The sequence below is a fragment of the Chryseobacterium gwangjuense genome (assembly GCF_021311115.1).
Taxonomy (GTDB): Bacteria; Bacteroidota; Bacteroidia; order Flavobacteriales; family Weeksellaceae; genus Chryseobacterium; species Chryseobacterium gwangjuense.
This window is the reverse complement of sequence record NZ_JAJTNP010000001.1, coordinates 63,357-89,139: the sequence shown is the minus strand read 5'-3', so window position 1 is coordinate 89,139 and position 25,783 is coordinate 63,357. Positions and strand designations below refer to the sequence as shown.

The following is a 25,783-nucleotide window of genomic DNA, read 5'->3' as shown; positions in this document are numbered from 1 at the left end:
TAACTTATTAAAAATAACTATAAAAATGATATATTTCAGTAATTTACTTATAAACCGACAAGGATAACTTCATATTCACATTCTGATCTTCCATAGGTCTTTCTATAAAAGTCTGGCGAATATCTCCAAAACGCATTTCATCTTTTTTAGCTTTTTGAACAAGCTGCTGAATGGCTTTCACCCTTCCTGCATAAGTTCCTTTATAGTAGATAATATAATCCTGTGTAGGACTTATCGTTCTGAAACTAAAATTATTATCTGTAATTCCCATTTTTTTAGACAAAGGGATTCCAATGAAATAAGAGACTTCTTTATCTTTGTAATTGTCCGCATCCGTCATCATTATCGGATAGCCAATTTCATCATCTTTTTTACCCAAATCCATCGTTACATAGTTATACACTTTATTGTAGTTCATCACCACATTTTTATATAACGCATCTTTTTTATTGGAAGTACTGATATTGATTCCCAGCAGTATTTTTTCATCTTCTTTTTCCACCATAAGACTGTCATATTTTATGGCCGCCATCTGATTGTCTTTTTCCACTTTATTCCCTAAAACATTTTTCAGATTTGCCATGCTTTTTTCAATATTTTCAGCAAATCGGTCTTCAGTCCAAAAGTTTTCAACCCTTTTCAATACAGAAAGTTTCGGGGTATGAACATACCAGATAATTTTGGTTCTTTCAGGAGAAACTGCTTTAAATTTCACATCTACCAGCGTAGGATTTTCGTTTTTGTTTTCAAAAAGCTGGTATTTTAATGTCTTATTTAAATTTTCATAGCGGATAAACATTTCACCACCTCTGTCGTTTTTAGTATCTATATAGCTTATTGCACTCCCTTTTCCTTCATAGGGAGTATAATAATCAATATCCATAGTCTTAGAGTTGGTAAAGAAGTTGTTCCAACGTGTAAAATGCTGTAGATTATTAAACTGAGAAAAGACTTTATCTAGTGGATAATCAATCTCTTTTTCAATCTGAAAATTTTTATTTTCCTCTACAAAAAAATACATGGAAGCAGCATAAGCTCCTACCAAAAGAACAACAATTACCGCTAAAATTTTAAAAAAACGCATCGCACAAATGTAATACAAATAAAAAAAGTGACCAATATGTTGATCACCCAGTTTTTAAGTTTATTTTGAAGGTTGATAGTTTTAGGAAGTATTAAAATTACCCGTTTTTATCATGAGTAACTTTCACCATTAAGTTGCCTTAAGATTTTTAGAATATTAAGTTGAGCTTCACTCATAAGTGTTTCGTTTGTAAAAAATCTTTGATTTTTTCCTTAATTAAACTCAACAGCTCAATTCACCTTAATGGTTTTAAAAAAAATTAAACTTTTTTAATTCATTTAAATTGAGGCTATCCATATTTAAGACTTCAAAAAACTTCCTTCTCCAGCTTCAAACTTCCTACTTTTATCCTATATGAGTTCCTGAAGTCAAAACAGCCCCTTTTTTCACCACCACAATTCCATCCTGAACAGAATATGTTTCGTAATCTCCGTCTTTTAAATGTTTTCCTCCGATAATTCTCACATTATCTCCGATATAACAATTTTTATCCAAAATAGCTTTTTCAATATAGCAATATCTTCCAACGCCCATATTCGGAATCCCTTTTTTATCGTTTTTCAGAATTTCATCTGTGTTCTGATAAAAATCAGAACCCATAATATACGAGTTCACAATTGTACTTCCTTTATCAATTCTCGTTCGGTTTCCTATAATTGAATTTTCAATTTTATCAGCCATAATGATACATCCGTCTCCAAAGATCGCTTTGCTTACATAGGATCCGTTAATTTTTGAAGGCGGTAGCATTCTCGCTCTTGTGTAGATCGGTGATGTCGAAAATAAGTTGAATTGCGGCAAATCCTGACATAAGTCTAAATTAGCTTCGTAAAAAGATTCAATCGTTCCGATATCCGTCCAATATCCTTCGTACTGATAACTCAATGTGGTATATTTCCCGATTGAACTTGGAATAATATCTTTTCCAAAATCGTCTCCAGCTCCGTCTTCAAACATTTTTTTAAGAATACTTTTCGTGAAAATATAAATTCCCATCGAAGCCAGATATTCTTTTCCTTTATGTTTGTTTTCTTCTGAAACTTCAGATTTTAAATTATCTAATGCATCATAAGCAGGTTTTTCCACAAAAGAAGTGATATTTCCTTCATCATCAGAACTCAAAATTCCAAAACCAGTAGCGTCTTTTGCATTGACAGGAATGGTTGCAATAGTAACATCGCCTCCTTTTTCAATGTGAAAATCCAGCATCTCTCTAAAATCCATCTGGTATAATTGATCTCCTGAAAGAATTAAAATATAGTCGTAATCATATTTCTCCAAGTGTTTCATCGACTGACGAACTGCATCTGCCGTTCCTTGGTACCAATTATCATTCTCTACGTTTTGTTCTGCAGCCAAAATATCAACAAATCCCTGACTAAAAATATCAAAATGATATGAGTTCTTGATATGCGAATTAAGAGAAGCCGAATTAAACTGAGTGAGTACCAATATTTTATTCAACCCTGAGTTTAAACAATTTGAAATAGGAATATCTACCAATCTGTATTTTCCTGCAATAGGAACAGCCGGCTTTGATCTTGTATACGTCAATGGAAAAAGTCTTGTACCTCTTCCCCCACCAAGAACAATAGAAATTACATTGTGATTCATATATTTTTGCATTTTTAACTATTACTATATAATTTTAAATACTTTTCCGCCGATTTCTCCCAGGCAAAATCAAAATTCATATTAGCATGAATAAGATTAGTCATTAATTCTTTTTGGTTATAAAGACTTATTGCTCTATTCATCGCATGAATCATATCGTCTACTCCCGGAAAAGTAAAATTGAGCCCGGCTCCTCCTGTAGAAATATCAGCTACAGTATCTTTTAACCCTCCTGTATATCTTACTACAGGAATCGTTCCGTATCTCATAGAATACATCTGGTTCAAACCACAAGGTTCTACCCGCGAAGGCATTAATAAAAAATCTGCCGAAGCATATATCTTATGAGAAAGCTGCTCTTTATATCCCAAATCTAATGCAAAATTGGTATATGTAGCATCATATTCTTTAAGCTTATTTTCAATGTAAGAATCTCCGGACCCTAAAATGATAATATTTAAAGCTCCATAGCTTTGTTTTATACTTCTCAAAACCATATCCGGTAACAAATCTGCTCCTTTTTCTCCTGCAAATCTCCCGATAAAAGCAAATAATGGCAACTCAGGTTTCAGATTATATTCTTTACAGATTTTTTCTTTATTTTTTTTCTTTTGTTGAACAGCGTTATCTATGTTATAATTAAAGTCCAGCATCGGATCTGTTTCCGGATCCCAAACTTCACTATCTATTCCATTGATGATTCCGTAGGCCTTTCCAAATTCCTGACGCACCAAACCTTCCAATCCTCTAAAACTTATAAACAACTCTTCCAGATATCCTTCTGATACTGTAGTAAAAGCATTAGAACATTTAATCATCGCTGCCAATGGATTTATCTGACCTTTCCAATCCAGAAGCCCCCATTTGTAATAATCGAATGATGGTATGTATTTAGCCATATCCCAGCTCATATTTCCCTGATACTCTCCATTATGGATGGTCCCAATAGTTTTCACTCCTTTTAAAAAAGCAAATTCGGGACAATTCTCAACCATAAAAGGAACTAATCCGGTATGATAATCATGACAATGCAATACATCGGGACGAATTTCCATAGCAGTCAGCCAATGCAACACACCATGTTGAAAAGCAATAAACTGAAAATGCTCATCTGAATATCCATAAGGATTTTCCCGATCTAAAAGTCCGGGTATTTTAATCATGAACAATTCAAATCCTAACACATTGGTTTTCTCTTTCAGCACCTGAATCTGAAGCATAGTGGGTCCTTGATGAATAAATCCATCAAAAACTATGTCGAACTCATGATTGTTTATAAAAGATTTGTCATACCATGGCATAACTACTTTTGCATCAATTCCGTCTACTTTATTCTGGTATTTTGGAAGCGCCCCTACAACATCCGCTAATCCTCCAACTTTGGCTACCGGATAACATTCTGTACTTAGATGGTATATTGTCATATGATTTTCTATAAATATTTCTCTTGTGTCTACTATGAGTTTACTATTTTCTAAATTTATTCCTGTGGTTTTTATATTTCCTGTCTTTCGTCTTTTTAAGAATAATACCGGCAAGAGGCGGCAATTTCAAACTGATAGATTTCGGATGCCGCATATATTCTTCATATTGCTCTTTAAAAACTTCCGGTTCTACTCCGCTTCCTGCGTATTTTACAGCGTCAGAATTAAATATTATTTCCCAATGCGTTCCTGCATGTACACCTATTTTATAATCAATTACTTCAGGTAAAAGATTCAAAACGATCATGAACACATCATCTCTTCTTTTTCCTTTCCTTACATATACATACACTGATTTTTCCAGATCATCTGCTTCAATCCATTCAAAACCATCTTTCTGAAACTGATTTTCATAAAAAGCAGGTTCTTCTCTGTAGATATAGTTAAGATCTTTAACCAAATCCTGCAATCCTATGTGAACAGGATATTTAAGCAAGTGCCAATCTAAACTTTTAGTAAAATTCCATTCACTGGTTTGCCCGAATTCATCTCCCATAAACAAAAGCTTTGCTCCGGGATGAGTATACATATAAACATATAACGTACGAAGATTAGCAAATTTTTGCCATTCATCCCCAACCATTTTGTAGATAAGGCTTGATTTTCCATGAACCACTTCATCATGTGATAAAGGCATCATATAGTTTTCATTGTACATATACATCGATGCAAATGTCAGCTTATGATGATGGTATTTTCTGTTGGTAAAATCTTCTTCAAAATAATCCAATGTATCATGCATCCACCCCATCATCCATTTCATTCCAAAACCGACCCCTCCATCATGAACCGGCTTAGTCAGCATCGGAAAATCTGAACTTTCTTCTGCAATGGTGATAATACTATTGCCAAATTCTTTGTAAACGGCAGTATTAAATTCCTGCAAGAAAGCTTTAGCTTCAAGATTTACATTGCCTCCATAAATGTTGGGTTCCCATTCTCCCTCATTTCTTGAATAATCCAGATGAAGCATTGAAGTTACAGCATCTACACGCAATCCGTCCGCATGATAACGATCCAGCCAAAACATGGCATTTGAAATCAGGAACGATTTTACCTCATTTCTTCCATAATTGAAAATATAAGATTTCCAGTCCGGATGAAACCCTCTTTTAGGATCTTCATGTTCATATAAACAACTTCCATCAAAACGATGAAGTCCATTCGCATCTCCCGGAAAATGAGAAGGAACCCAATCTAGAATAACACCAATATCGTTCTTATGCAGTTCATCAATTAAAAACATTAAATCCTGAGGAGAACCGAAACGTGAAGTCGCTGCATAAAAACCTGTAATCTGATATCCCCAACTCGGATCATAAGGATATTCCATCACCGGCATAAATTCCACATGAGTAAAACCCATCTTTTTAATATAAGGAATAAGCTCTGCTGCAATATCTCTATAGTTCAAAAAACTATGCAATTCGTCATTTCTTCTTTTCCATGATCCCAAATGCAATTCGTACACAGAAATCGGAGCTTCTATACTGTTTTTTTTCCATCGGTTTTCAATCCACTCCTGATCATTCCATTCATACCAATTGGTGGAAACCAAAGAAGCAGCCTGTATATTTTGCTCCCAACTCAATGCATAGGGATCACTTTTCTCCAAAATTTCTCCATGAGCCGTTTCAATAGCATATTTATATAAAGTTCCCCATGTTAAGCCTTCAATAAAGCCTTCCCAAATTCCGGATTCGTCCCATCTTGGATATAAAATATGATCTCTTGAATTCCATTTATTAAAATTGCCTATTACAGAGACTTTTTTAGCATCTGGAGCCCAAACAGAAAAGTAAACTCCGTGAACACCGTTTTTTTCCACCGAATGTGCCCCAAATTTTTCATAAAGTCTGTAATGTTTACCTTCTTTAAAAAGGTAAATATCGTGTTCGGTAAAAAGAGTATATGTTTTAACAGAATTCATATTCAAGCGATTTCGAAACAAAAAATATCGAAAAAAAGAAATTTCAAAATCTATTTTATTTTAAAATTTGGAGGTTACTCAAATATATAAATTTATACCCTGTCTTTTGATAGTTTTCATCATTAAATTTAAGTAATAACCTTTTATTATTAAAAACAGCAGACAATTAATCATTTTAAAATTCAATGAAAACATAAATCGATTAAGAAAAATAAAATTTTAACATTATTTTATTACATTTATCATTGATTTGGCACATATTTTACTTACATATTGATATCAAATCTTAATTATTAACTTTTAAAATCAGAAATCATGGGAAATAAAACAAATGGCTTATTGGCTTTATTAGGTTTAGGAGCTTTAGCATATTGGAAATATAAAAAATCTACCCCTGAACAGCAGCAAGCTGTAAAGGATAAACTTAACTCTGCAAAAGACAATCTTAACAAATGGGGAAATGAAATTAAGAATAAAGCGAATGAGGTAGCTTCTCAGGTTCAGGATAAAGTTGAAGAAACTAAAGCGAAAGTTCAGGATTCAAACTTTTAAATATATCAACACAATTTAACATCCATATACACACAGAAAAAGCCATCATATAGATGGCTTTTTCTGTGCTTTTAAAGCATATACTAATGGAATTTTATTTCCAAACTGAGGAATTCTCCATTTTCCTTTTTCAAATTCTTCTGTATGCCTGAAACAAGGATATGGAGACCAATCATACTCATGAAAATCCTGAAGGTTCATACCATTTTTAATCAAATTCTGGAGAACTTCTGCCAAAGAATGGTTCCACATTACATATTCCTCTTTAATTTCCGCAGACTGATCGGCATAGGTTCCTTCATACGTTTCTATAATTGGCTTTTCATTAAAGTAATTATAAGTGACCTTAGTAAAATCATCATCAAACATCCAAACAGCCGGGTGAAATTCAGCCATGATGAATTTTCCTCCTTCCTTCAGAAAATAATTGATAATATTTGCCCATTTTTCCAAATCAGGCAACCAACCTATAGTACCGTAACTCGTAAAAACGATATCAAATTTCTCATTTAAAAAATCAGGAAGACTGTATATATCACAGCAAACAAATCGTGTATCAGCTCCACATTTTTCAGCCATATTTTTTGCAGTTTCAATGGCTTTGTCTGATAAATCAACCCCTGTTACTTCTGCCCCCATTCTGGATAAAGAGATTGAATCTTGCCCAAAATGACATTGCAAATGAAGTATTTTTTTATTCTTGACATCTCCTAAAAGGTCCAATTCTATTGAGTTTAATGAAGTTCTTCCCTTCATAAATTCATCTACAAAGTAAAAGTCGGATTTTAGATGCGGTTCTACTTTTGCGTTCCAAGATTTTCTGTTAATTTCTAAATAATTCTCCATTATGTTATTTATAAAGTAAATGTATTTTCGTTAACAAATATATCACTAATTATTGAATCAATTGTCACTTTGTGAAAATTTACAATTTTTTTACACAAATTCACATACTTTTAACGAGGAAAATATCTACATTTGTGCCATATATTTTTTAACAAAAATTTATAAAAACTAAAAACTATAGCTATTTAAAACGAACCATGATCATGTTACACTTAAAAAAGGGAGATCAATTTTCTCTGAAAAAACACCCTGAAGGAAACCTTAACAACTTCTGTTTAGGTGTTAGTTGGGGAGAAATCAAATCTTCTTTACCTTTTTATCAAAATCTTTTTAACAGAAAAAATTTAGCCGAAACAGATCTTGAATTAAGTTGTATTATGTTTGCAAAGGATGGAAGCAAGATTGACTGGATTCATTCACCAAAATACAACAGCTGGCTTATTCAAAACAATTTCCCATTAGGAAAACTTACGTCTAAAGACGAAGCTTTTAAATATCAGGAGAACGAAAATCCAACTGTAAAGAATTCTGATAAAAAACTCATCAAAATAAATCTGGAAAAAATTAACCACGAAATTGATCAAATCTTTTTTTACCTTCATGTAAATCCTAAAAAGGTCGATACATTAGATTTTTCATTAATTCCTTCTGTAAAAATTCAGATGTATGAAGGCAGTGTTCATCAAATTACGGAAACTCATTGTCAATTTGAAATTCCAAGGGATGAAGACTCAGTAAAAAAGGGAAGTTTACTTCTAGGAAGACTTCTTACAATAAATAATGAATGGAAATTTGAAGCAATTGGTAAAAGTTTACAGGATAAAAAATTGGTAATGCAGACAAAAAGTCACGAGTATTTTTCCTAAACAAGAAAACGTAAATAAAGTATATAAAAAATTCCGGTTATCTTCACAGAAGAATAGCCGGAATTTTATTTTATTGATGTAATTTATTTTATCCTAAAAATTCTTGCTGAGAAATTGTTTTTTGCTCACCAGTTTCCAGGTTTTTAAATCTTACTGTATTATTTTTAATTTCTTCTTCACCTAAGAAAGCAAGATTTTTAATTCCTTTCTTTTCTGCATAAGTAAATTGTTTATTCAACTTTGCATTCTCAGGATAAAGTTCCGCGGAAATACCATTTTCTCTTAACTGATTAATCAGTTTTAAAGCTTCCAATGTTTCTTCTCCTCCAAAATTAGCAAAAAGATAATCTACACTTGACGCTGCTTCTTCCGGGAAAAGGTTGAGTTCTTCCATTACCAGATAAATCCTGTCAAGACCAAATGAAATTCCTATTCCGGGAACATTTTTCACCCCAAAAACTTCTGTAAGGTTATCATATCTTCCACCTCCACCAATGGATCCCATTTGTGCTTCATCAGCTTTTACCTCAAAAATAGCTCCTGTATAATAATCTAAACCTCTTGCCAATGTAATATCAAAAACAAGATTCTGAATATCTATTCCTAAATTAACAGATTGTGTAAGAACAAATTCTAATTCTTCAACTCCTTTTAAACCCGTTTCATTACCTGCAAATTTCTCTTTCAGTTGAAGAAGGTTTTCCAGAGCATCATTAGATTGATTAAAAAGGAAATCCAGTTTATCGATTGAGTCCTGAGCAATTCCTCTTTCTAACAATTCTTTTACAACACCCTCTTTACCTATTTTATCTAATTTATCCAAAGCCACAGTAAAATCGATCAATTTTTCTGTAATTCCAGCATATTCTGCTAAACCGGAAAGAATTTTTCTGTTATTGATGTGAATCGTTACCGAAACATTAAGCTGTGAAAAAGATTTTAAATATAGCTGTACCAATTCAACTTCCTGCCAAAGGCTTTCACTCCCCACAACATCTGCATCACATTGATAAAACTCTCTGAATCTTCCTTTTTGAGGACGATCAGCTCTCCAAACCGGCTGAATTTGATAACGTTTGTAAGGAAAAGTTAATTTCCCATGATTCATGGCCACGAATCTTGCAAAAGGTACTGTAAGATCATAACGAAGAGCTTTATCAGAAATCTGAGAAGTTAATTTTTGATGATTTTTATTTTCCCAATCTTCTTGATTTACTTTGGATGTATAATCTCCAGAATTTAAAATCTTAAAAATCAAGCGATCTCCTTCTTCACCATATTTCCCCGTCAATGTTGACAGGTTTTCAAAACTAGGAGTCTCTAATGGCTGAAAACCAAATAATTCAAAATTTTTCTGTAAAATATTGATGATATATCTTCTTCTGGAAACTTCTAACGCTGTAAAATCTCTCGTTCCTTTCGCTAAACTTGGCTTCATTTTATAAATGATGATTGATAGTTGATACTGATTGAGTATGCAAAAGTAAGCATTTGAAAAGACTTTTCCGACATCAAAAAGCCAAAGAAATATCTCCTTTGGCTTTCAAAATAAAGAAATCATCATTTGTGTTGAGTTCAATTCTTATAATTTCAATATTTAATCAGATACTTTCTAAAATCTCTAAAATTTCTTCTCCATAATTTTCAATTTTATGTTTTCCAAAACCTTTAATGTCTAGTAATTCTTCTTTTTTAGCAGGTTTATATTTAGCAACAGAAGTCAGCTCTTTATTGGTTGCAATAAAATAAGAAGGAAGATTATTTTCTTTAGCTTTTTCCGATCTCCAGAGCTTTAAAGCATCCAAAATCTTAATATCGTCTGTATTTAGAATCTCATCTTCAGCCGAATATTTTACAGATTTAGAATCTTTTACACTATTAATCGGATTTTCAATTTCCGCATAGTAAAAAATAACCGACCAAAAATTTCCATCATGAACAAAAGCGGTTTCTACATTTAGTATTTGATGGTCATTCAGAAATTGATCAATCTTTTTTTGATCAATACGCAAAAATTCTTCTGCAATTCTCACTTTTAAAACTTTAATTTTCATCTGGTGTGATTTTATGTGTTAATAGTCTGATAAAAGTTTTTAATTATCATGGAGATTCATCATCCTTCTGATAACCAAAAGTATTATTTACTTCCTAAAAGCAATATTTCATCTACACGTATTTCCGTGATATATTTTTTCATTCCGTCCTTATCATCATATGATCTGTAGGTTAACTTTCCTTCTATGGCGATTTCTTTTCCTTTCGGAACATATTTCTGAAAAATCTCCGCAGTTTTCCCGAATGAAACCAAATTGTGCCATTGTGTTTCTTCTACCTTCTCTCCCTTCGCATTGGTATAATGATCATTGGTAGCTAATGACACACTCGCTTTAGTGTTTCCGTTTTCGAAGTTGATCATTTCGACTTCTTTTCCTGTGTAACCAATTAATGTTACTTTGTTTCTTAGTGACATAATTTTATTATTTTAAGGTTTAACAATCAGATAAGAGACGCTCACTGTATTCTCAAATCTCTGGAGCAAAGGTTGTGGAAATCTGCACATTGAATCGGTTAAAAACTATTTAAATTCATTTGTAGTCGTTTGCAAACGGATATTTTGTATCTTTAGCTTTATAAAAAAGAAAATTGTGAAGAAAACCTTTAAAAGAACACTCAGAGTATCAAAATATGTGATATACAAAGAAACACTGGTAGATTACAAGGAACATTTCTGGTCTTTTTTAGGAGCATTCTTTGGAATCGGAATCATTGCTTTTATACAGTCTCATACATTATCGGCAACGGAAAATATTTTTCTTATCGGTTCTTTTGGCGCCTCCAGTGTTTTAATTTATGGAGCGATTCAAAGTCCTTTGGCTCAACCTAGAAATCTGGTTGGTGGGCATGTTATCTCAGCATTAGTAGGTGTTACAGTCTATCAAATCGTTCCAGATATTATTTGGCTTTCTGCTCCTTTAGCGGTTGCATTTTCAATTGTTTTGATGCAATACACAAAAACATTACATCCGCCCGGTGGAGCTACTGCACTTATTGCTGTAAGCTCAACAGGGAAAATTCCTGAATTGGGATATTGGTATGTTTTATCACCCGTTTTATCCGGTTGTATCATCTTATTACTTGTCGCTTTATTTTTCAACAATATTACTCCTAACAGAAATTATCCTACCCATACAAGGTTTAAGAGATTATTACAAAAAAAGCACGCATATCCACACAAAATGAAAAAATAAAAAGTTATGAACTGTCTAGAATGCGGTGAAAAAATCATCGGAAGATCCGACAAAAAATTCTGCAATGATGCATGTAGAAATGCCTACAACAATAAGCAGAATAAAGACTCTAATAATCTGATGCGCAATATCAACAACAAATTGCGTAAAAATTACCGTATTCTGACTGATATCAATACCGAAGGAAAAACTAAAATCGCAAAAGCTAAACTGGATGGCTTGGGTTTTGATTTCAATTATTTCACCAATATTAAAGTATATAAGAACGGTTCTGAATATAAATTCATCTACGATTATGGATATAAATTACTAGAAGACGACTACGTACTTATTGTAAAAAATCAAGCATAAAATACTTACGAAATGAAAGAAGTAGTATTGATTACAGGAGCCGGAGGTTTGATTGCCCGAGAATTGTCAAAGAAAATTGAAAATGATTATGAAGTAAGGTTTCTAACCCGCAATAAAAAACAAAAGAATGAATATGAATGGAATATAAAAAATGGTACAATTGATGAAGCTGCCTTAGAAAATGTTTCCCATATTATTCATCTTGCCGGAGCCAATATTTCAGAAAAAAGATGGACTCCTGAAAGAAAAAAAGAATTAATCTCCAGCCGGGTTGATTCTGCTAATCTTCTTTTAAAAACTATAAAAAAGAAAAATACACAACTTAAATCCTTTATTTCTGCTTCCGGAATTAACTATTACGGAACAATAACTTCTGAGAAAATATTTACGGAAACAGATAACCCTGGAAATGATTTTTTAAGTGAAGTTGTTATTCTATGGGAAAGAGCTGCAGACGAATTTAAAGAACAAAATCTGGCGGAAAGAGTCGTAAAAATTAGAACAGCAGTCGTATTATCTGAAAAAGAAGGCGCTTTAAAAAAAATGCTTCCACCCATCCAATATTACATTGGATCATCTTTGGGAACAGGAAAACAATATATGTCATGGATTCATATTAAAGATATTTGCTCCATCTATGAATTAGCGCTGAAAAATGTTCGTATTAATGGAGCTTATAATGCCAATTCACCTGAACATACCACTAATGAAAATTTAACAAAGAAAATCGCAGAAGTATTAAACAAACCTTTATTTATGCCCAATGTTCCTGGTTTTGTTTTAAAACTTATCTTTGGGGAACTTGCGAATGCTTTGCTAAAAGGCTCCAGAGCTTCTTCACAGAAAATTCAGGATGAGGGGTTTCGGTTTGAATTTCCTAATTTACAAGAGAGTTTAAAAGATTTATTATCAAAAAAAGTATAAAACTTACAGATGCAAAATCCAAAAATAAAGATTAAAAATACCGAAATATTATCCGACAATTGGTACACGTTAAAGAAAGTAACGTTCAGTATAGAAAAAAAAGACGGTAACGAAGAAGTTCAAAGCAGAGAAGCATATGACAGAGGAAACGGAGCTGTTATTTTACTTTATAATATTACTCACAAAACTATTATTTTAACCAAGCAATTTCGTTTACCCACCTATATCAACGGAAACTCTGACGGAATGCTGATAGAAGCTTGTGCAGGTTTATTAGACAACAATCAGCCGGAAGAATGCATCAAAAGGGAAACAGAAGAGGAAACCGGCTACAAAATCTCTCAAGTAAAAAAAATATTCGAAGCGTACATGTCTCCCGGTTCAGTTACAGAAATTCTTCATTTTTTTATTGCTGAATACTCAAATGAAATGAAAATTACTGATGGAGGCGGACTTGAGGAAGAAGGTGAAAATATTGAGGTTTTGGAGCTCCTATTTGAAGAGGCACTCAATTTAATTGACAAAGGTGATATTAAAGATGCTAAAACTATCATGCTGATTCAATATCTTCGTCTGAAAAGTATTTTATAGAATTTCTTACAACATGCAAAAATTTTAAATTATGAAACTTTTATTATCGTTAGGTCTATGCTTGTCATTATCCATCACCGCTTTCAGTCAAAAAACGGGAACATTAAACTCTAAAGATCAAGCTATTGTCGAGCATTTTAAAACTGAATACAAGAAGAAAAACTATAAAAGATTTGATGGAAAAATAACAGCAAAAGATACTCAGGTACAGTTTGACGATAAAATTATTTTTTATGATAAGTCTGATAAAATAATAACTTCTCTGTTAAAAGAAGGAATTGTTTACCCTCAGTTGTTGACAGATTATCAAATGGAAAAATTCTTAGACGAAACTACAGATAAAACCCAAAAAAGATTTTTGAAACTTCAGAAAGATCCTCGTGCATCTTTCGATGTAAATAATGTAAAACTGAACAATATTAAAGAACTTACGTTTGCTAGTTCCAATCCTAAAGCTAAAAGATTCAAAATAACTTTTAAAGACAACAGAATCAATAGTACTATTTTCTATCTGATTGAACTTACCAACAAAAACACAAAAGAAAATGCCTCTCTGGATGAATTTATAAAAGGCTCAACCTTGACTTATCTGGATCAAATTGAGTAAAATTAATTTTACATAAAAAGCCCTCTCTTGAAACACAAGAGTGGGCTTTTTATAATTACAGATATTTGAAATCTAAATTTTATCCAAGACTTTCTTTGGCAAAACTTTTACCAGTTGAGTTTTATATTCTTTCTCAAGCATTACAAATTTCCAATATTTCTTATCTTTTGATACCGCGCAAGCTTTCATACTGGCATTGATAAGATATGAACCTTCATTGGCTAAATATTTCACATTATTTTTACCATATTTACTCACTAGAGCAGCATTCATCTGCTTTTTCATTTCGTCATTCATCGAGCTTACATTACATTTCAGTGTAGAAAAATAATTGGTAATAGAAAAATATTCACCATTTATTAATTCAGGCTTTTCAATAGCGCCAAACCTCAGATCCTGCATTTCGATCTTCATCAATGGATTGTTGTAGGTCAAGTTTAAAATCTGAGTCATCTGCTCTTTGGGCATAATTGTAAAAAATTTTGGATAGATACAATTTACCGCCTGATCGATTTTTTTAGTTTTAATACTGTTTACAAAATAAGTAAGGTTTTTCTTTATTGCCATATCATCCGTATTTGCTTTTGTCTGGGCAAAAGAAATGAATGACAACAAAACGAACAGGAATAGAAGTGATTTGGTTTTCATCATTGTTATTTTTTTGATTAGATCTTTAATCAATAAGTCGCTGAATACAGATTGATCGTTACAGGATATATTTTAATTGAATAAAAAAAGCCATCCTTTCGGACGGCTTTCAATATATTTTAAAATTCGATTATTGTACTTTTACAAGCTCAACATCGAAAACTAACCAAGCGTTTGGCGGAATTACTCCTCCTGCTCCTCTTTCTCCATATCCCATTGCAGGTGGAATCAATAAAGTAGCAGTTTCACCTTCTTTTAACAAAAGAATACCTTCGTCCCATCCTTTGATTACTCTTCCCATTCCAATTGGAATTTCAATAGGCTCATTTCTTTTGAATGAAGAATCAAACTCAGTTCCGTCTACCAATTTACCAGCATAATGTACAGATATATTATCACCAACTTTTGGAGCTTTTCCTGTAGTTGTTTTTGTGATTTTGTAGTAAAGACCAGATTCAGTTTTTTGCATTCCGGCTTTTAAATCTTCAACCATTTTCAATTGGTTTGCTTTAAACTCATCTTCTTTTCTTTTCTTATCAGCTTCTTCTTTCGCGATAAATTCTTTATTTTTCTCTGCAATTTTAGCTTTCCCTTCGTTGAAAGCTTTTGCCGGATCGTAGTTTTTATACTCATCTCCTTTGCTGAAAATAGATACTTTTTCTAAAACAATGTCAGTTTTAGGCTTATCCTGAGGTCCTTTCTCTACATTTGCAATCGCATCGATCACCTCTTCACCTTTTACAATTTTTCCAAAAATAGTATGTCTTCCGTCTAACCAAGGGGTAGCAACTTCCGTAATGAAGAACTGAGATCCGTTCGTATTCGGTCCTGAATTCGCCATAGAAAGAACTCCCTTTCCGGTATGTTTAAGGTCATTTTTCTCGTCTTCAAATTTATATCCAGGATCTCCCATTCCTGTTCCTTGAGGATCTCCCCCTTGAATCATGAAATCTTTAATCACTCTGTGGAAAATAGTTCCGTCATAGTAAGGAACTCCTTTCGCTTTAGCTTTGTTGTCGATTTTACCTTCTGCAAGACCAATAAAGTTCGCTACAGTTACAGGTGCTTTCTTATCTTCAAACTTTAGGATCATATTTCCTTTAGTTGTCTGAAGATTTGCATAAAGTCCGTCATTAAGACCTTCGTAAGTTTCTTTGTCTACGTTCATTTTTTTATAAATTGGGGTACAACTCATCAGCGAAATACTTGCCGCTGCCAGAATTATATTTTTGTTAAACAATTTCATTTATTATAAAGCTTTTAATTTTATGATTAAAGGGATATCGTTGTCAATTTTCTTCTCGTCTCCGAAAGTTCCGTAAGCCAGAGAAGATGGAACCAAAAGGGTCACTTCCTCACCATCATGTATAAAACGTAAAGCATTCTCTACCGCTTTTAATTCATCAAAATGTCCGAATTTAGCTTCTCTCCTTTCTACAGGCTGATCGTAAATTTTAGTCTGATCAAAATCATAAAGATCATAAGAATAAGAAATAAGACTTTCATCTTTCCTTCTTTCTCTTTTATCAAAACTTTCAGCATTCACCCAGTAATTAAGTTGTGTAGGATAAAATTTTTCAGTTTGTCCGCCAATCCAATCCTGAATTTGGCTTCTTTCCAATGAATTCAGATTTCTCATTCTTTCTCTTGAAATATCCAAATCTTTTTTATCCAAAACACCACCTACAGGAGGATGCGCCTGTTGTGTATTTCTATTGCAGCTCAATAAGCTCAATATCGATATGAAGAGTATTTTTTTCATAAACATTTGCGAAAATACACATTTCGGGAATTAATTACAAAAGTTGTTGAACTTATTGGAACAAAAGTTTTAGGAGAGTTGAAAATAATTTAAAATTTAATTTTATACGTTTTTTTAACGCAAAGATTTTTTTCTTGATGATATTTTAAAACGTTCCCATTCAACTGCTGCCATTCTGACAAAGTAAGAATCTTAGATACTTAAACCTAGATTCTTCACTCCACTTCGTTCCTTTCAGAATGACAGAAAAAAGAAAAAACTTTACAAACAAAAAAGTCGGGTAATACCCGACTTTATATAGATTTTTATTGAATTCAATTAAACTGTTTCCAATGCGTGATCTACCATCACTCTCCATCCAAATGTATCTTCAGTAAGATTCGTCTGTAAATCTACTAGATCTTTTTTCAACGTTTCAGCATAGCTTTCTTCAGCAGAAAGTTTTGGTAATTCCAATTTTTCTCCGTTAAATCCTAGCGCCTGGAACACTGTAGTTACAACTGCTGTTCCTACTCCCCAAACCTCTTTCAAAGTTCCGTTTTTCTGAGCTTCTACAACATCTTTTACTTTTACTGGCTCTATTTTCACTTCAATACCTCTCTTTTTAGCCAATTGAATGAAACTATCTCTGGTAACACCATCCAAGATTTTTTCTGAAGTAGGAGGTGTATAAATTGTATCGTTAATTCTTACGAATACGTTCATTGTTCCACTTTCTTCGAAATATTCGTGAGTAGCATCATCTGTCCAGATAATTTGCTCATATCCTTCTTCCATAGCCAATTGAGTCGGATAGAATGCTGCTGCATAATTTCCTGCCGCTTTAGCAGATCCTACTCCACCATTTGCAGCTCTTGAATAATGGTCAGAAATTTTCACAGAAACTGGCTCTGTGTAATACATTTTCGCAGGTGTTGCAACAATGGCAAACATATATTTATCAGATACTCTTGCTTTTAATGCTTCTTCAGTTGCAAAAATCAATGGTCTAATATATAAAGACATTCCTTCTCCCTGAGGAATCCAATCTCTGTCGATATCAACCAAAGCTTTCAATCCATCCAAAAACATTTCCTCTGTAACTTCAGGCATTGCAAGACGCTTCGCTGATTTGTTGATACGTTCAAAATTCTTTTCAGGCCTGAAAAGGAAAACCTGCCCGTCTTTGTCTTTGTAGGCTTTCATACCTTCAAAACAAGCCTGTCCGTAATTTACTCCCATCATGGCAGGTGTAAATGGTATTGGACCATAAGGAACTAATTTCACATCACCCCACTTCCCATTTTCATACTCACAAATCACCATATGATCAATAAAAGTATTTCCAAATGAAAAATTATTTGGGTCGAATGTAGAAATTCTGGAGTTTTCAGTTTTTTGAATTATCATTTCTAAAATTTTTTATGATGTTCTACAAATTTAACATAATTTTCTAAATATAAAAATTTTAGAGTAAATTTGTGAAAAAATAGCTTGAAAAGAGAAATCAAAACCACAAACGACGGAAGTAAAACATTGTTTATCAATGAATTAAACGAAAACTACCATTCTCATCACGGTGCTCTTCAAGAAGCAGAACATGTGTTTATCAAAAATGGACTGAATTTATTAAATGATTGCGAAATTAATATTTTAGAACTCGGTTTTGGAACAGGTTTAAATGTTTTGGTAACAATTAATGAATATTTAAAAACTGACAAAAATCATATCATTAATTATTTTTCACTGGAAAAATACCCCATAAATGAATCCGAAATTAACGAATTATCCTATTTTGAACTTTTTGATAACCCGGAATTCAAAAATATTTATCATAAAATTCATGGAGCAGAATGGGAAAAATCAGTAGAAATCATTAAAGGATTTAACCTCAAAAAGATAGAATGTGACTTCTTCGACCTGAAAAACATTGATTTACCTGGAATTAATCTGGTTTACTTCGATTGTTTCGGAGCTAGAGTACAACCTGATCTTTGGGAAAAACCTTTATTTGAAATGGTTTCAGACAAAATGGCAATAAACGGGCTTTTAACAACCTACTCTTCAAAGGGCAGTGTAAGGAGAATTCTTCAGGAACTGAATTTTAAAGTAGAAAAGAAACAAGGGCCTCCTGGAAAAAGAGAAATGATCAATGCTGTTAAATTGTAAAAGTTAGAAGTTAGAAGTGAAAAGTCAGAAGTAAGAGGTCGACAGAATATCATATATATATATAATAAGTGGTATTAAGCAGAACCAAACTAATTTCCATCTTCTAACCTCTTACTTATTTCTAAATTTCCTTATTTTAGCTATACAAATTATTATATATGATAGACAAGATCAACATTAGAGTGTATGCCTGTGCAGTAAAAGACAAAAAAGTACTGACCTTATTTGAAGAATATGCAGGTGAACCTTTAATGAAATTTCCGGGAGGCGGATTGGAATACGGAGAAGGAGTTATAGAATGTCTTCATCGTGAGTTTGATGAAGAACTCAATGTAAAGGTTGAGATCATAGAACATCTTTATACTCAGGAAGACTTTTTAGTTTCCCGTTTCAGAGAAAACGAACAGTTACTTACTATATATTATATGGTAAACATTATGAATGAAGAAGATTTTTTGATTCTTGATCCTTGTATAGAAAAGACAGAATGGATTGATATAGACCAACCCGACAATCCGTTTTCATTACCCATTGACAGAATTGTCTTCGATAAATTAAAACAAAAATTCCTGTAAATAAATTTACAGGAATTTTTTATGCTTTTTCTATTTTCCTACTTTAAACTGATAAGCTCCCGGATAAGGCTGAAGAAAACCTGAATTCCAGTTAGACTGCAACAGTGACTCCAAAAATTCATCCGTCCTGTTCACATGTGGATTGTACTGATCTTTAAGATCAATATCTGCCATTTTACCTTTTACATTCCACCAAAATGCACTCCATCCTCCTCTTAATTCTTTTATGATCTCATAGACATTTTGCCCAGTCGCTCTATTCATAAGTTTGGCAAAAACCTGGCCTTCTGTAGTTGTTAAATCTCTCAACTGTTTCTCATACTGATCAGCCAGCATATTTTGTCTGTCTCTCACATATTTCCTCTTCGCTTTACTATCCAAATTAGTCATTTCTTTCTGGATATCACGATATTGAGTTAAAGCTGTCATAAACAACGGATAAACTCTATAGAGCTTTTTATTAAGGAAGTAATAGTAATTTTTATCAAGTTGATTATTAAATTTAGGCTTGTTTAATAGCATCAGCTCATCCATTACGACCACGGTTTCACCATTTATTTCATAGAACCTGGCCTTTTGCCTTTCATCATAATAATATTTATTCCCAAATTCATCTACTTTTAATAGTTCGGGTGGATATTGACTTAAAGGAATATTCCCAAGAGAGTCTTTTTGCCCAAAAACACCCACTCCAAAAAAGAAAAGAAAAAGGCAAATAATTTTACTAAAATTCATTACTTTTACACTTATTAGAACAAAAATTATCTACAAAAATCATTCCTTTTTATGAAATTTGAAAAGAAATCTTTAAAGTTTTTAGAAAAATATTTAAATACAGCATCTCCGACAGGTTTTGAGCATAAAGGACAGGAAATCTGGATGGATTATATAAGACCTTATGTCGATAAAATAGAGGTTGACCATTATGGCACATGTTATGGCATCATCAATCCTGAAGCCGAGTTCAAAGTGGTAATAGAAGCTCATGCAGATGAGATCTCATGGTATGTAAATTATATTACAGATGACGGGTTGATTTATGTCATTAGAAACGGTGGTTCAGATCAGACTATCGCTCCTTCCAAAGTAGTTCATATCCACGGTGAAAAAGGTATTGTAAAAGGAGTTTTCGGCTGGCCTGCAATTCATACAAGAAGTGCTAATCAAAACGAACCCACTCCCAAAATCGAAAATATTTTTATCGACTGTGGCGCCGTTTCCAAAAAGGAAGTTGAAGACTTAGGAATTTACGTAGGCTGCATGATCACTTATCCTGATGAGTTTTTTGAAATGAATGACAGATATTTTGTTTGTCGTGCTTTAGATAACAGAATCGGAGGATTTATGATTGCAGAAGTAGCACGTCTTTTAAAAGAAAATAAAAAAACAATCCCTTTCGGTTTATATATTACCAATTCCGTACAGGAAGAAGTAGGTTTATACGGAGCAGACATGATTGCAGATACCATTAAACCTAATATCGCAATCGTTACGGATGTTACTCACGACACCACGACTCCAATGATTGAAAAGAAAAAAGAAGGCGATCAGAAATGCGGAGCCGGTCCTGTTGTTTTCTTTGCTCCAAGCATTCATCACACGATCAGAGAATTAATTATTGACACGGCAAAAACTAAAAAAATACCATACCAACGAGCTGCAGCAAGCAGAGCTACGGGAACAGACACTGATGCTTTTGCCCATTCCAACGGCGGTGTACCAAGTGCATTAATTTCCCTACCTTTGCGCTATATGCATACTACGGTAGAAATGGTTTCTAAAGAAGATGTAGGAAACGTTATTAAATTAATCTACGAAACTCTTCTGAAGATACAGCCGGAAATGAAGCTGAAGTATCATTAAATAAAAACAATAAGGCTAATAGTGAGATGTTAAAAGTAAAAAGTCAGAGGTACCTGATCTTTTACTAATATCTTAATATAAAATAAAAAGTAAAAATGAAAACGAAGCTTATTGCTCCTTCCCTTTTATCTGCAGACTTTGGGAATCTGCAAAGAGACATTGAAATGTTGAACAACTCTCAAGCAGACTGGCTTCACGTAGATGTGATGGACGGAAGATTTGTTCCCAACATCTCATTTGGCTTTCCGGTGATGAAAACGATTCAGCAGCATGCTAAAAAGTTTGTAGATGTGCATTTAATGATCGTTGAACCGGAAAAGTATGTTGAAGAATTCATCAACCATGGTGCAGATTTAGTTTCTGTTCATTATGAAGCTTGTACACACCTTCACAGAACCATTCATCATATTCAAAGTTTGGGTGCAAAAGCAGGAGTTGTTTTAAATCCTTCTACACCTGTTTTAATGTTGGAAGATATTATTGCCGATGTAGATTTGGTATTATTAATGAGTGTAAATCCAGGATTTGGAGGACAGAAATTCATTGAAAATACTTACAAAAAAATAGCTGAAACCAAAGATTTGATTCTTAGCAATAACTCTACTGCTCTTATTCAGGTAGACGGAGGGGTGAATCTTGACAATGCTTCTAAGCTTTTCGAAGCCGGAGCTGATGTTTTGGTTGCAGGTAATGCTGTATTTTCAACTGAAAGCCCTGAAAAAACAATTGAATTACTAAAAATCTAAATTGATTTTTAAATATAAAATGAAAAGGCAGCCTATAGGTTGCCTTTATCATTTCCTCAAAAAAAATAGAGTTATAATCGTTATTAGTGTTTATCAGTCCTGAATAAATTACCTCTATTTAAGACCGATATAAATTTCCAAATAAATAGCTATACAAAAACACCGTAAAAACACGGATTTTTTCATCGTATTTTTACGGTAGTATTTCATATTCTTCAAACAATTCTTTCAAAACAAATCCACCTTTTATAGCATAGTTAGTTTCCTTATTTTAGTAAAAAAATAAAAATGAAAAATAAACTGACCAGAACTTTTTTATTAGGTACACTTTTAGCCGTTTCCCACCTCAATGCTCAAAAACATCTACCTACTGATAAAAAAATGGAATGGTTTCAGGATGCTAAACTGGGAATTTTTATTCACTGGGGAATTTATTCAGTAAACGGTATTTCCGAATCCTGGTCTTTTTTCAATAATTACATCAATCATGAAAACTACATGAAGCAACTGAATGGGTTTTCAGCCTCACAATATTCTCCTGAAAATTGGGTTCAACTCATAAAAGATTCCGGGGCTCAATATTCCGTTATTACCACCAAACATCATGATGGTGTAGCTCTTTGGAATTCTAAAGCTGAAAAAGCAACTACCATTCCTCAGAATTCTTTAGCAAAAAAAGATGTATTAACTCCGTTTATTTCTGAACTTAAAAAATCAGGGTTAAAAACCGGACTTTACTACTCTCTTCCGGATTGGAGCCATCCTTATTATGATATTAAAACCAGAACTGAAAAAAGATATGATTTAAAAGACGACACAAAGCGCTGGCAAAATTATATTACCTATTATCAGACCCAGTTAAATGAACTTTCGACTCAATACCAACCTGATCTTCTTTGGTTCGATGGAGATTGGGAACACAGTTCAGCAGAATGGCACGCTCCGGAAACTCTTGAAAATTTAAAGAAATACAATCCCAATATCATTATCAATTCAAGACTTAACAACCATGGTGATTATGAAACTCCGGAACAGGGAATTCCCGTCATCAGCCCGGAAAGCAAATTTTGGGAGCTTTGCTACACCATGAATGATTCCTGGGGATTTCAGCCTTTTGACAATCATTACAAAACACCTAACATGATCGTAAGAACATTGACAGATGTGATCAGCATGGGTGGAAATTTATTATTAGACATCGGTCCAAAAGCAGACGGAAGCATTCCTGCTGAACAGGTTGAAATCTTACGGAATCTTGGAAGATGGACCTCAAAACATAAAGAAGCAATCTATGGAACAAGAAAAGGATTGCCATTTGAAAATTATAAAGGAAAATCTGCCATTTCAAAAGATGAAAAAAAATTATTCTTATACTTGGAAGAAGCAAAAGATTTTACAAAAATTTACGGTTTAAATACACTTCCCACAACTGTAAAAATTATTGGAGACAACAACGCTAAAGTTGATTTTAAAACTGAAGGTAACGGAAATTTAGTTGTACATTTTTCAAACATAAAATTTGATCAGGATGTTACTGTTGTCGAACTTAGCTTTAACGAAAAAATTAGTTTCTCCAATTCTGTAAAGAAAGAAACTCCCTCTCTTCAAAGTATTTTAGTAGATAAAAACATAAAAAATTCCGTTTTTGAAATTGCAGAACAGCTTTATGATGGAAAAAACATGTTCAATAACTCAGGATTAACCAATGATGGACTGAATATGAAAATCCCAACAGCTTCAAAAACAAATAAAGAAACCTTAAGCTGGATTAGTAAACATTCTGAAGCTCTTTTCGAAACCAGAAAAGGATTACCCAACGGACATTATCCAGGAATGAGCGCTCTATCAAAAGACCAACAAACCCTTTATCTTTTTGTGGAAGGAGTTCCAACTGGCCCCATCGCTTTAAAAGGAATTAAAAACAATATCTCCAGAATCCGTATTGTTGGGGAAGGTTCTATGATTAACCACAATATTTATAATAAACTCTACTGGAGCGACAGGCCCGGAATTATTTATATTGATACCCCTAAAGAAAGGCTGGATAAAAACATGACCGTAATCGCAGTTTTACTCGATAAGCCTGTTGAACTATATCGGGAAAAGGTAGGAGCCATAGAAAGCAATCTGTAATATATTATTTTAAATCAAGACATTATGTCTTATAAAAAAACAAAGTCCGAAGATATTTCTCCGGACTTTTTATTTTGAAATCTTTTTTCTTAGAAAATTTCTCTTCCTGAAAAATGAAATTGTGCTTCAATAAGAGCATTTTCATTAGAATCAGAACCATGCACAGCATTTTCTCCAATGCTTCTTGCAAACATTTTTCTGATTGTACCTTCTGCAGCTTCTGCAGGGTTAGTAGAACCAATTAAAGTTCTGAAATCTTCAACTGCATTATCTTTTTCTAAAACAGCAGCTACAATTGGTCCTGAGCTCATAAATTCCACCAATTCTCCATAGAATGGTCTTTCAGCGTGTACTTCGTAGAATTTTTTAGCATCAGCAACAGTAAGCTGAGTCAATTTTAAAGCTTTGATTTTAAAGCCCCCTTCAGAGATTTTACCTAATATCGCACCGATATGTCCGTCTGCAACTGCGTCAGGCTTAATCATAGTGAATGTAATGTTAGACATAAATGTTATATTTTTTTAAGTGACCAAAATTACAAAAAAATATCCGATTTTAATTTTAATTTTTTTTTAACAAAAAATTAACTTTTTGAGGAATTCACAATGAAAATTTTGGCACAGTAATTGTTTATTCTTTTGCGATTCTCATGTTTAATTTGAGTTTTCATGGTTATTAGTTTTTACCCAGCTTCGGCTGGGTTTTTTTATATCCTTAAAAAAAAGCTATTATTTTATCAATTTCGCAAAACTATTAACAACATAAAACACAATTATTCAATTATTGCTTCATTACAAAGCAATAATACAATATGAAACGATAAAAATTGAGCTTAAAGTTATTTTAAAGAAGCTTCGTCTGCCTCTTCCATCAATTTTAAATAGGTAGAATATCTGGAATGTTGAATTTCTCCTGTCTCCAGAGCATCCAAAACAGCACATTTCGGTTCATTCACATGAAGACAATTGTGGTATTTACATTCTTCCCTTTTTTTGAAAATCTCAGGGAAGTAATGTTGAACCTCTTCTTTTTCAATATCAATCATGGCAAACTCTCGAACTCCGGGTGTATCAATTACATTTCCGCCAAAATCCCAGAAATGCATCTGTGCAAAAGTAGTCGTATGTTTTCCTTTTAGGTGAGTATCTGAAATTTCAGACGTTTTTAAGTTCAGTCCCGGCTGCAAAGCATTGACCAAAGTAGACTTTCCACATCCTGAGTGACCGAAAAAAACTGAAGTTCTATCTTTAAGAATATCCTGTAATTGGTCTAAGTTTAATTTTGAATATGAAGAAATTTCCAAAGAATCGTATCCTATCTCATTGTACAGAAATTCTATATCTTTTACAATTTCAATTTCTTCTTCACTTAATACGTCAATTTTATTGAATAAGAGTAAAGGGGTAATATTGTAAGCTTCACAACATGCCAAAAAACGATCTAGAAAACCAAGAGAAGTTTCAGGATGTTTTAATGTAAAGATAAAACATGCCAAATCGATATTTGAAGCAATGATATGAGCTTCTTTTGAAAGGTTTACAGATTTTCTGATCAGGTAATTTCTACGAGGTTCAATTTTCGTGATCCAGGCAACATCATCCTGCTCCAATTGAAATTCAACAAAATCTCCCACAGCAAGCGGATTGGTAAGTCTGGTTTTAATTAATTTGAATTTTCCACGAATTCTGGCTTCAAAAATCTTTCCGGTTTCGAATTCTAAAACCTGATACCAACTTCCTGTAGATTTAATGACTTTTCCTTTCATATACAATATTGCTGCAAATATAAGGAATTAGGGCTTAGGATTTAAG

Annotated in this window: 27 protein-coding genes; 12 read left to right on the top strand and 15 right to left on the bottom strand. The window is 33.0% G+C overall.

The features are described 5' to 3' along the window. Positions 1-43 precede the first annotated feature (43 nt). The 4 genes from LV842_RS00335 to glgB all read right to left on the bottom strand — a co-directional run bounded on the left by LV842_RS00335 (position 44) and on the right by glgB (position 6,112). A complete protein-coding gene (locus tag LV842_RS00335) occupies positions 44-1,084 on the bottom strand; it encodes an SRPBCC domain-containing protein (protein WP_233109472.1) in 1,041 nt (346 codons plus the stop codon). Positions 1,085-1,429: 345 nt separating this feature from the next. Beyond that, positions 1,430-2,698, bottom strand: coding sequence for a glucose-1-phosphate adenylyltransferase (locus LV842_RS00330; protein WP_233109471.1), 1,269 nt, complete (start codon positions 2,696-2,698; stop codon positions 1,430-1,432). A gap of 14 nt (positions 2,699-2,712) precedes the next feature. After that, positions 2,713-4,122 carry a glycogen synthase gene (locus LV842_RS00325; protein WP_233109470.1) on the bottom strand — a complete coding sequence of 470 codons (1,410 nt, stop codon included), beginning with the start codon at positions 4,120-4,122 and terminating at the stop codon, positions 2,713-2,715. Positions 4,123-4,165: 43 nt separating this feature from the next. Next, a complete protein-coding gene (glgB, locus tag LV842_RS00320; RefSeq protein ID WP_233109469.1) occupies positions 4,166-6,112 on the bottom strand; it encodes a 1,4-alpha-glucan branching protein GlgB in 1,947 nt (648 codons plus the stop codon). Positions 6,113-6,427: 315 nt separating this feature from the next. Here glgB and LV842_RS00315 point away from each other — a divergent pair, with 315 nt between their 5' ends. Beyond that, the gene (locus LV842_RS00315; RefSeq protein ID WP_233109468.1) at positions 6,428-6,664 is read left to right on the top strand and encodes a YtxH domain-containing protein; all 237 of its coding nucleotides are present in this window, start codon (positions 6,428-6,430) and stop codon (positions 6,662-6,664) included. Positions 6,665-6,709: 45 nt separating this feature from the next. Here LV842_RS00315 and LV842_RS00310 read toward each other — a convergent pair whose 3' ends face one another. Further along, positions 6,710-7,510 carry a class I SAM-dependent methyltransferase gene (locus LV842_RS00310; protein WP_233109467.1) on the bottom strand — a complete coding sequence of 267 codons (801 nt, stop codon included), beginning with the start codon at positions 7,508-7,510 and terminating at the stop codon, positions 6,710-6,712. A gap of 203 nt (positions 7,511-7,713) precedes the next feature. On the opposite strand from LV842_RS00310, the gene LV842_RS00305 reads away from it, so the two are divergent. Then, positions 7,714-8,376 (top strand): TerD family protein, encoded by a 663-nt coding sequence (locus LV842_RS00305; RefSeq protein WP_233109466.1) that lies wholly within the window; start codon positions 7,714-7,716, stop codon positions 8,374-8,376. 88 nt (positions 8,377-8,464) lie between these two features. Here LV842_RS00305 and hisS read toward each other — a convergent pair whose 3' ends face one another. From hisS to LV842_RS00290, 3 genes are all read right to left on the bottom strand, one after another. Further along, the gene (gene hisS, locus LV842_RS00300; protein WP_233109465.1) at positions 8,465-9,814 is read right to left on the bottom strand and encodes a histidine--tRNA ligase; all 1,350 of its coding nucleotides are present in this window, start codon (positions 9,812-9,814) and stop codon (positions 8,465-8,467) included. A gap of 163 nt (positions 9,815-9,977) precedes the next feature. Continuing rightward, positions 9,978-10,430 carry an HRDC domain-containing protein gene (locus LV842_RS00295; RefSeq protein ID WP_233109464.1) on the bottom strand — a complete coding sequence of 151 codons (453 nt, stop codon included), beginning with the start codon at positions 10,428-10,430 and terminating at the stop codon, positions 9,978-9,980. Positions 10,431-10,513: 83 nt separating this feature from the next. Further along, positions 10,514-10,846: a single-stranded DNA-binding protein gene (locus LV842_RS00290; protein ID WP_233109463.1), complete on the bottom strand. Its 333-nt coding sequence runs from the start codon at positions 10,844-10,846 to the stop codon at positions 10,514-10,516. Between the two features lie 175 nt (positions 10,847-11,021). Here LV842_RS00290 and LV842_RS00285 point away from each other — a divergent pair, with 175 nt between their 5' ends. Genes LV842_RS00285 through LV842_RS00265 form a run of 5 tightly spaced genes read left to right on the top strand, consistent with a single transcriptional unit; the run spans position 11,022 to position 14,097 of the window. Next, the gene (locus LV842_RS00285; protein WP_233109462.1) at positions 11,022-11,624 is read left to right on the top strand and encodes an HPP family protein; all 603 of its coding nucleotides are present in this window, start codon (positions 11,022-11,024) and stop codon (positions 11,622-11,624) included. 6 nt (positions 11,625-11,630) lie between these two features. Next, complete coding sequence (locus tag LV842_RS00280; RefSeq protein ID WP_233109461.1) at positions 11,631-11,975, top strand: hypothetical protein; 345 nt, start codon at positions 11,631-11,633, stop codon at positions 11,973-11,975. Positions 11,976-11,987: 12 nt separating this feature from the next. Continuing rightward, complete coding sequence (locus LV842_RS00275; protein ID WP_233109460.1) at positions 11,988-12,899, top strand: TIGR01777 family oxidoreductase; 912 nt, start codon at positions 11,988-11,990, stop codon at positions 12,897-12,899. 9 nt (positions 12,900-12,908) lie between these two features. Then, a complete protein-coding gene (gene nudK / locus LV842_RS00270) occupies positions 12,909-13,490 on the top strand; it encodes a GDP-mannose pyrophosphatase NudK (RefSeq protein ID WP_233109459.1) in 582 nt (193 codons plus the stop codon). 31 nt (positions 13,491-13,521) lie between these two features. Next, the gene (locus tag LV842_RS00265; protein WP_233109458.1) at positions 13,522-14,097 is read left to right on the top strand and encodes a hypothetical protein; all 576 of its coding nucleotides are present in this window, start codon (positions 13,522-13,524) and stop codon (positions 14,095-14,097) included. Positions 14,098-14,169: 72 nt separating this feature from the next. On the opposite strand, the gene LV842_RS00260 is transcribed toward LV842_RS00265, so the two are convergent. The 4 genes from LV842_RS00260 to LV842_RS00245 all read right to left on the bottom strand — a co-directional run bounded on the left by LV842_RS00260 (position 14,170) and on the right by LV842_RS00245 (position 17,896). Next, on the bottom strand, positions 14,170-14,748 hold the full coding sequence (locus LV842_RS00260) for a hypothetical protein (protein ID WP_233109457.1): 579 nt from the start codon (positions 14,746-14,748) through the stop codon (positions 14,170-14,172). Positions 14,749-14,875: 127 nt separating this feature from the next. Next, complete coding sequence (locus LV842_RS00255) at positions 14,876-15,913, bottom strand: peptidylprolyl isomerase (protein ID WP_233109456.1); 1,038 nt, start codon at positions 15,911-15,913, stop codon at positions 14,876-14,878. An 81-nt stretch (positions 15,914-15,994) separates the two neighbouring features. Continuing rightward, positions 15,995-16,507 carry an FKBP-type peptidyl-prolyl cis-trans isomerase gene (locus tag LV842_RS00250; RefSeq protein ID WP_233109455.1) on the bottom strand — a complete coding sequence of 171 codons (513 nt, stop codon included), beginning with the start codon at positions 16,505-16,507 and terminating at the stop codon, positions 15,995-15,997. A 318-nt stretch (positions 16,508-16,825) separates the two neighbouring features. Further along, positions 16,826-17,896: a branched-chain amino acid aminotransferase gene (locus LV842_RS00245; protein WP_233109454.1), complete on the bottom strand. Its 1,071-nt coding sequence runs from the start codon at positions 17,894-17,896 to the stop codon at positions 16,826-16,828. An 84-nt stretch (positions 17,897-17,980) separates the two neighbouring features. On the opposite strand from LV842_RS00245, the gene mnmD reads away from it, so the two are divergent. Then, positions 17,981-18,655, top strand: coding sequence for a tRNA (5-methylaminomethyl-2-thiouridine)(34)-methyltransferase MnmD (gene mnmD / locus LV842_RS00240; RefSeq protein ID WP_233109453.1), 675 nt, complete (start codon positions 17,981-17,983; stop codon positions 18,653-18,655). Positions 18,656-18,813: 158 nt separating this feature from the next. Then, entirely contained in the window at positions 18,814-19,230 is a 417-nt protein-coding gene (locus LV842_RS00235; RefSeq protein ID WP_233109452.1) for an NUDIX domain-containing protein, read from the top strand. Between the two features lie 30 nt (positions 19,231-19,260). On the opposite strand, the gene LV842_RS00230 is transcribed toward LV842_RS00235, so the two are convergent. Further along, positions 19,261-19,965 (bottom strand): DUF4294 domain-containing protein, encoded by a 705-nt coding sequence (locus tag LV842_RS00230; protein WP_233109451.1) that lies wholly within the window; start codon positions 19,963-19,965, stop codon positions 19,261-19,263. Positions 19,966-20,016: 51 nt separating this feature from the next. Here LV842_RS00230 and chrP point away from each other — a divergent pair, with 51 nt between their 5' ends. From chrP to LV842_RS00215, 3 genes are all read left to right on the top strand, one after another. Beyond that, positions 20,017-21,093, top strand: coding sequence for a chryseobasin maturation metalloprotease ChrP (gene chrP / locus LV842_RS00225; RefSeq protein WP_233109450.1), 1,077 nt, complete (start codon positions 20,017-20,019; stop codon positions 21,091-21,093). Positions 21,094-21,188: 95 nt separating this feature from the next. Continuing rightward, a complete protein-coding gene (gene rpe, locus LV842_RS00220) occupies positions 21,189-21,839 on the top strand; it encodes a ribulose-phosphate 3-epimerase (RefSeq protein WP_233109449.1) in 651 nt (216 codons plus the stop codon). A gap of 288 nt (positions 21,840-22,127) precedes the next feature. Beyond that, the gene (locus LV842_RS00215) at positions 22,128-23,972 is read left to right on the top strand and encodes an alpha-L-fucosidase (protein WP_233109448.1); all 1,845 of its coding nucleotides are present in this window, start codon (positions 22,128-22,130) and stop codon (positions 23,970-23,972) included. An 89-nt stretch (positions 23,973-24,061) separates the two neighbouring features. Here the strand turns inward: LV842_RS00215 and LV842_RS00210 are convergent, their stop codons facing one another. Together LV842_RS00210 and rsgA are read right to left on the bottom strand one after the other, a co-directional pair. Next, complete coding sequence (locus LV842_RS00210; protein WP_047483315.1) at positions 24,062-24,478, bottom strand: nucleoside-diphosphate kinase; 417 nt, start codon at positions 24,476-24,478, stop codon at positions 24,062-24,064. A gap of 332 nt (positions 24,479-24,810) precedes the next feature. Further along, positions 24,811-25,737, bottom strand: coding sequence for a ribosome small subunit-dependent GTPase A (gene rsgA / locus LV842_RS00205; protein WP_233109447.1), 927 nt, complete (start codon positions 25,735-25,737; stop codon positions 24,811-24,813). Between the last annotated feature and the right edge of the window lie 46 nt (positions 25,738-25,783).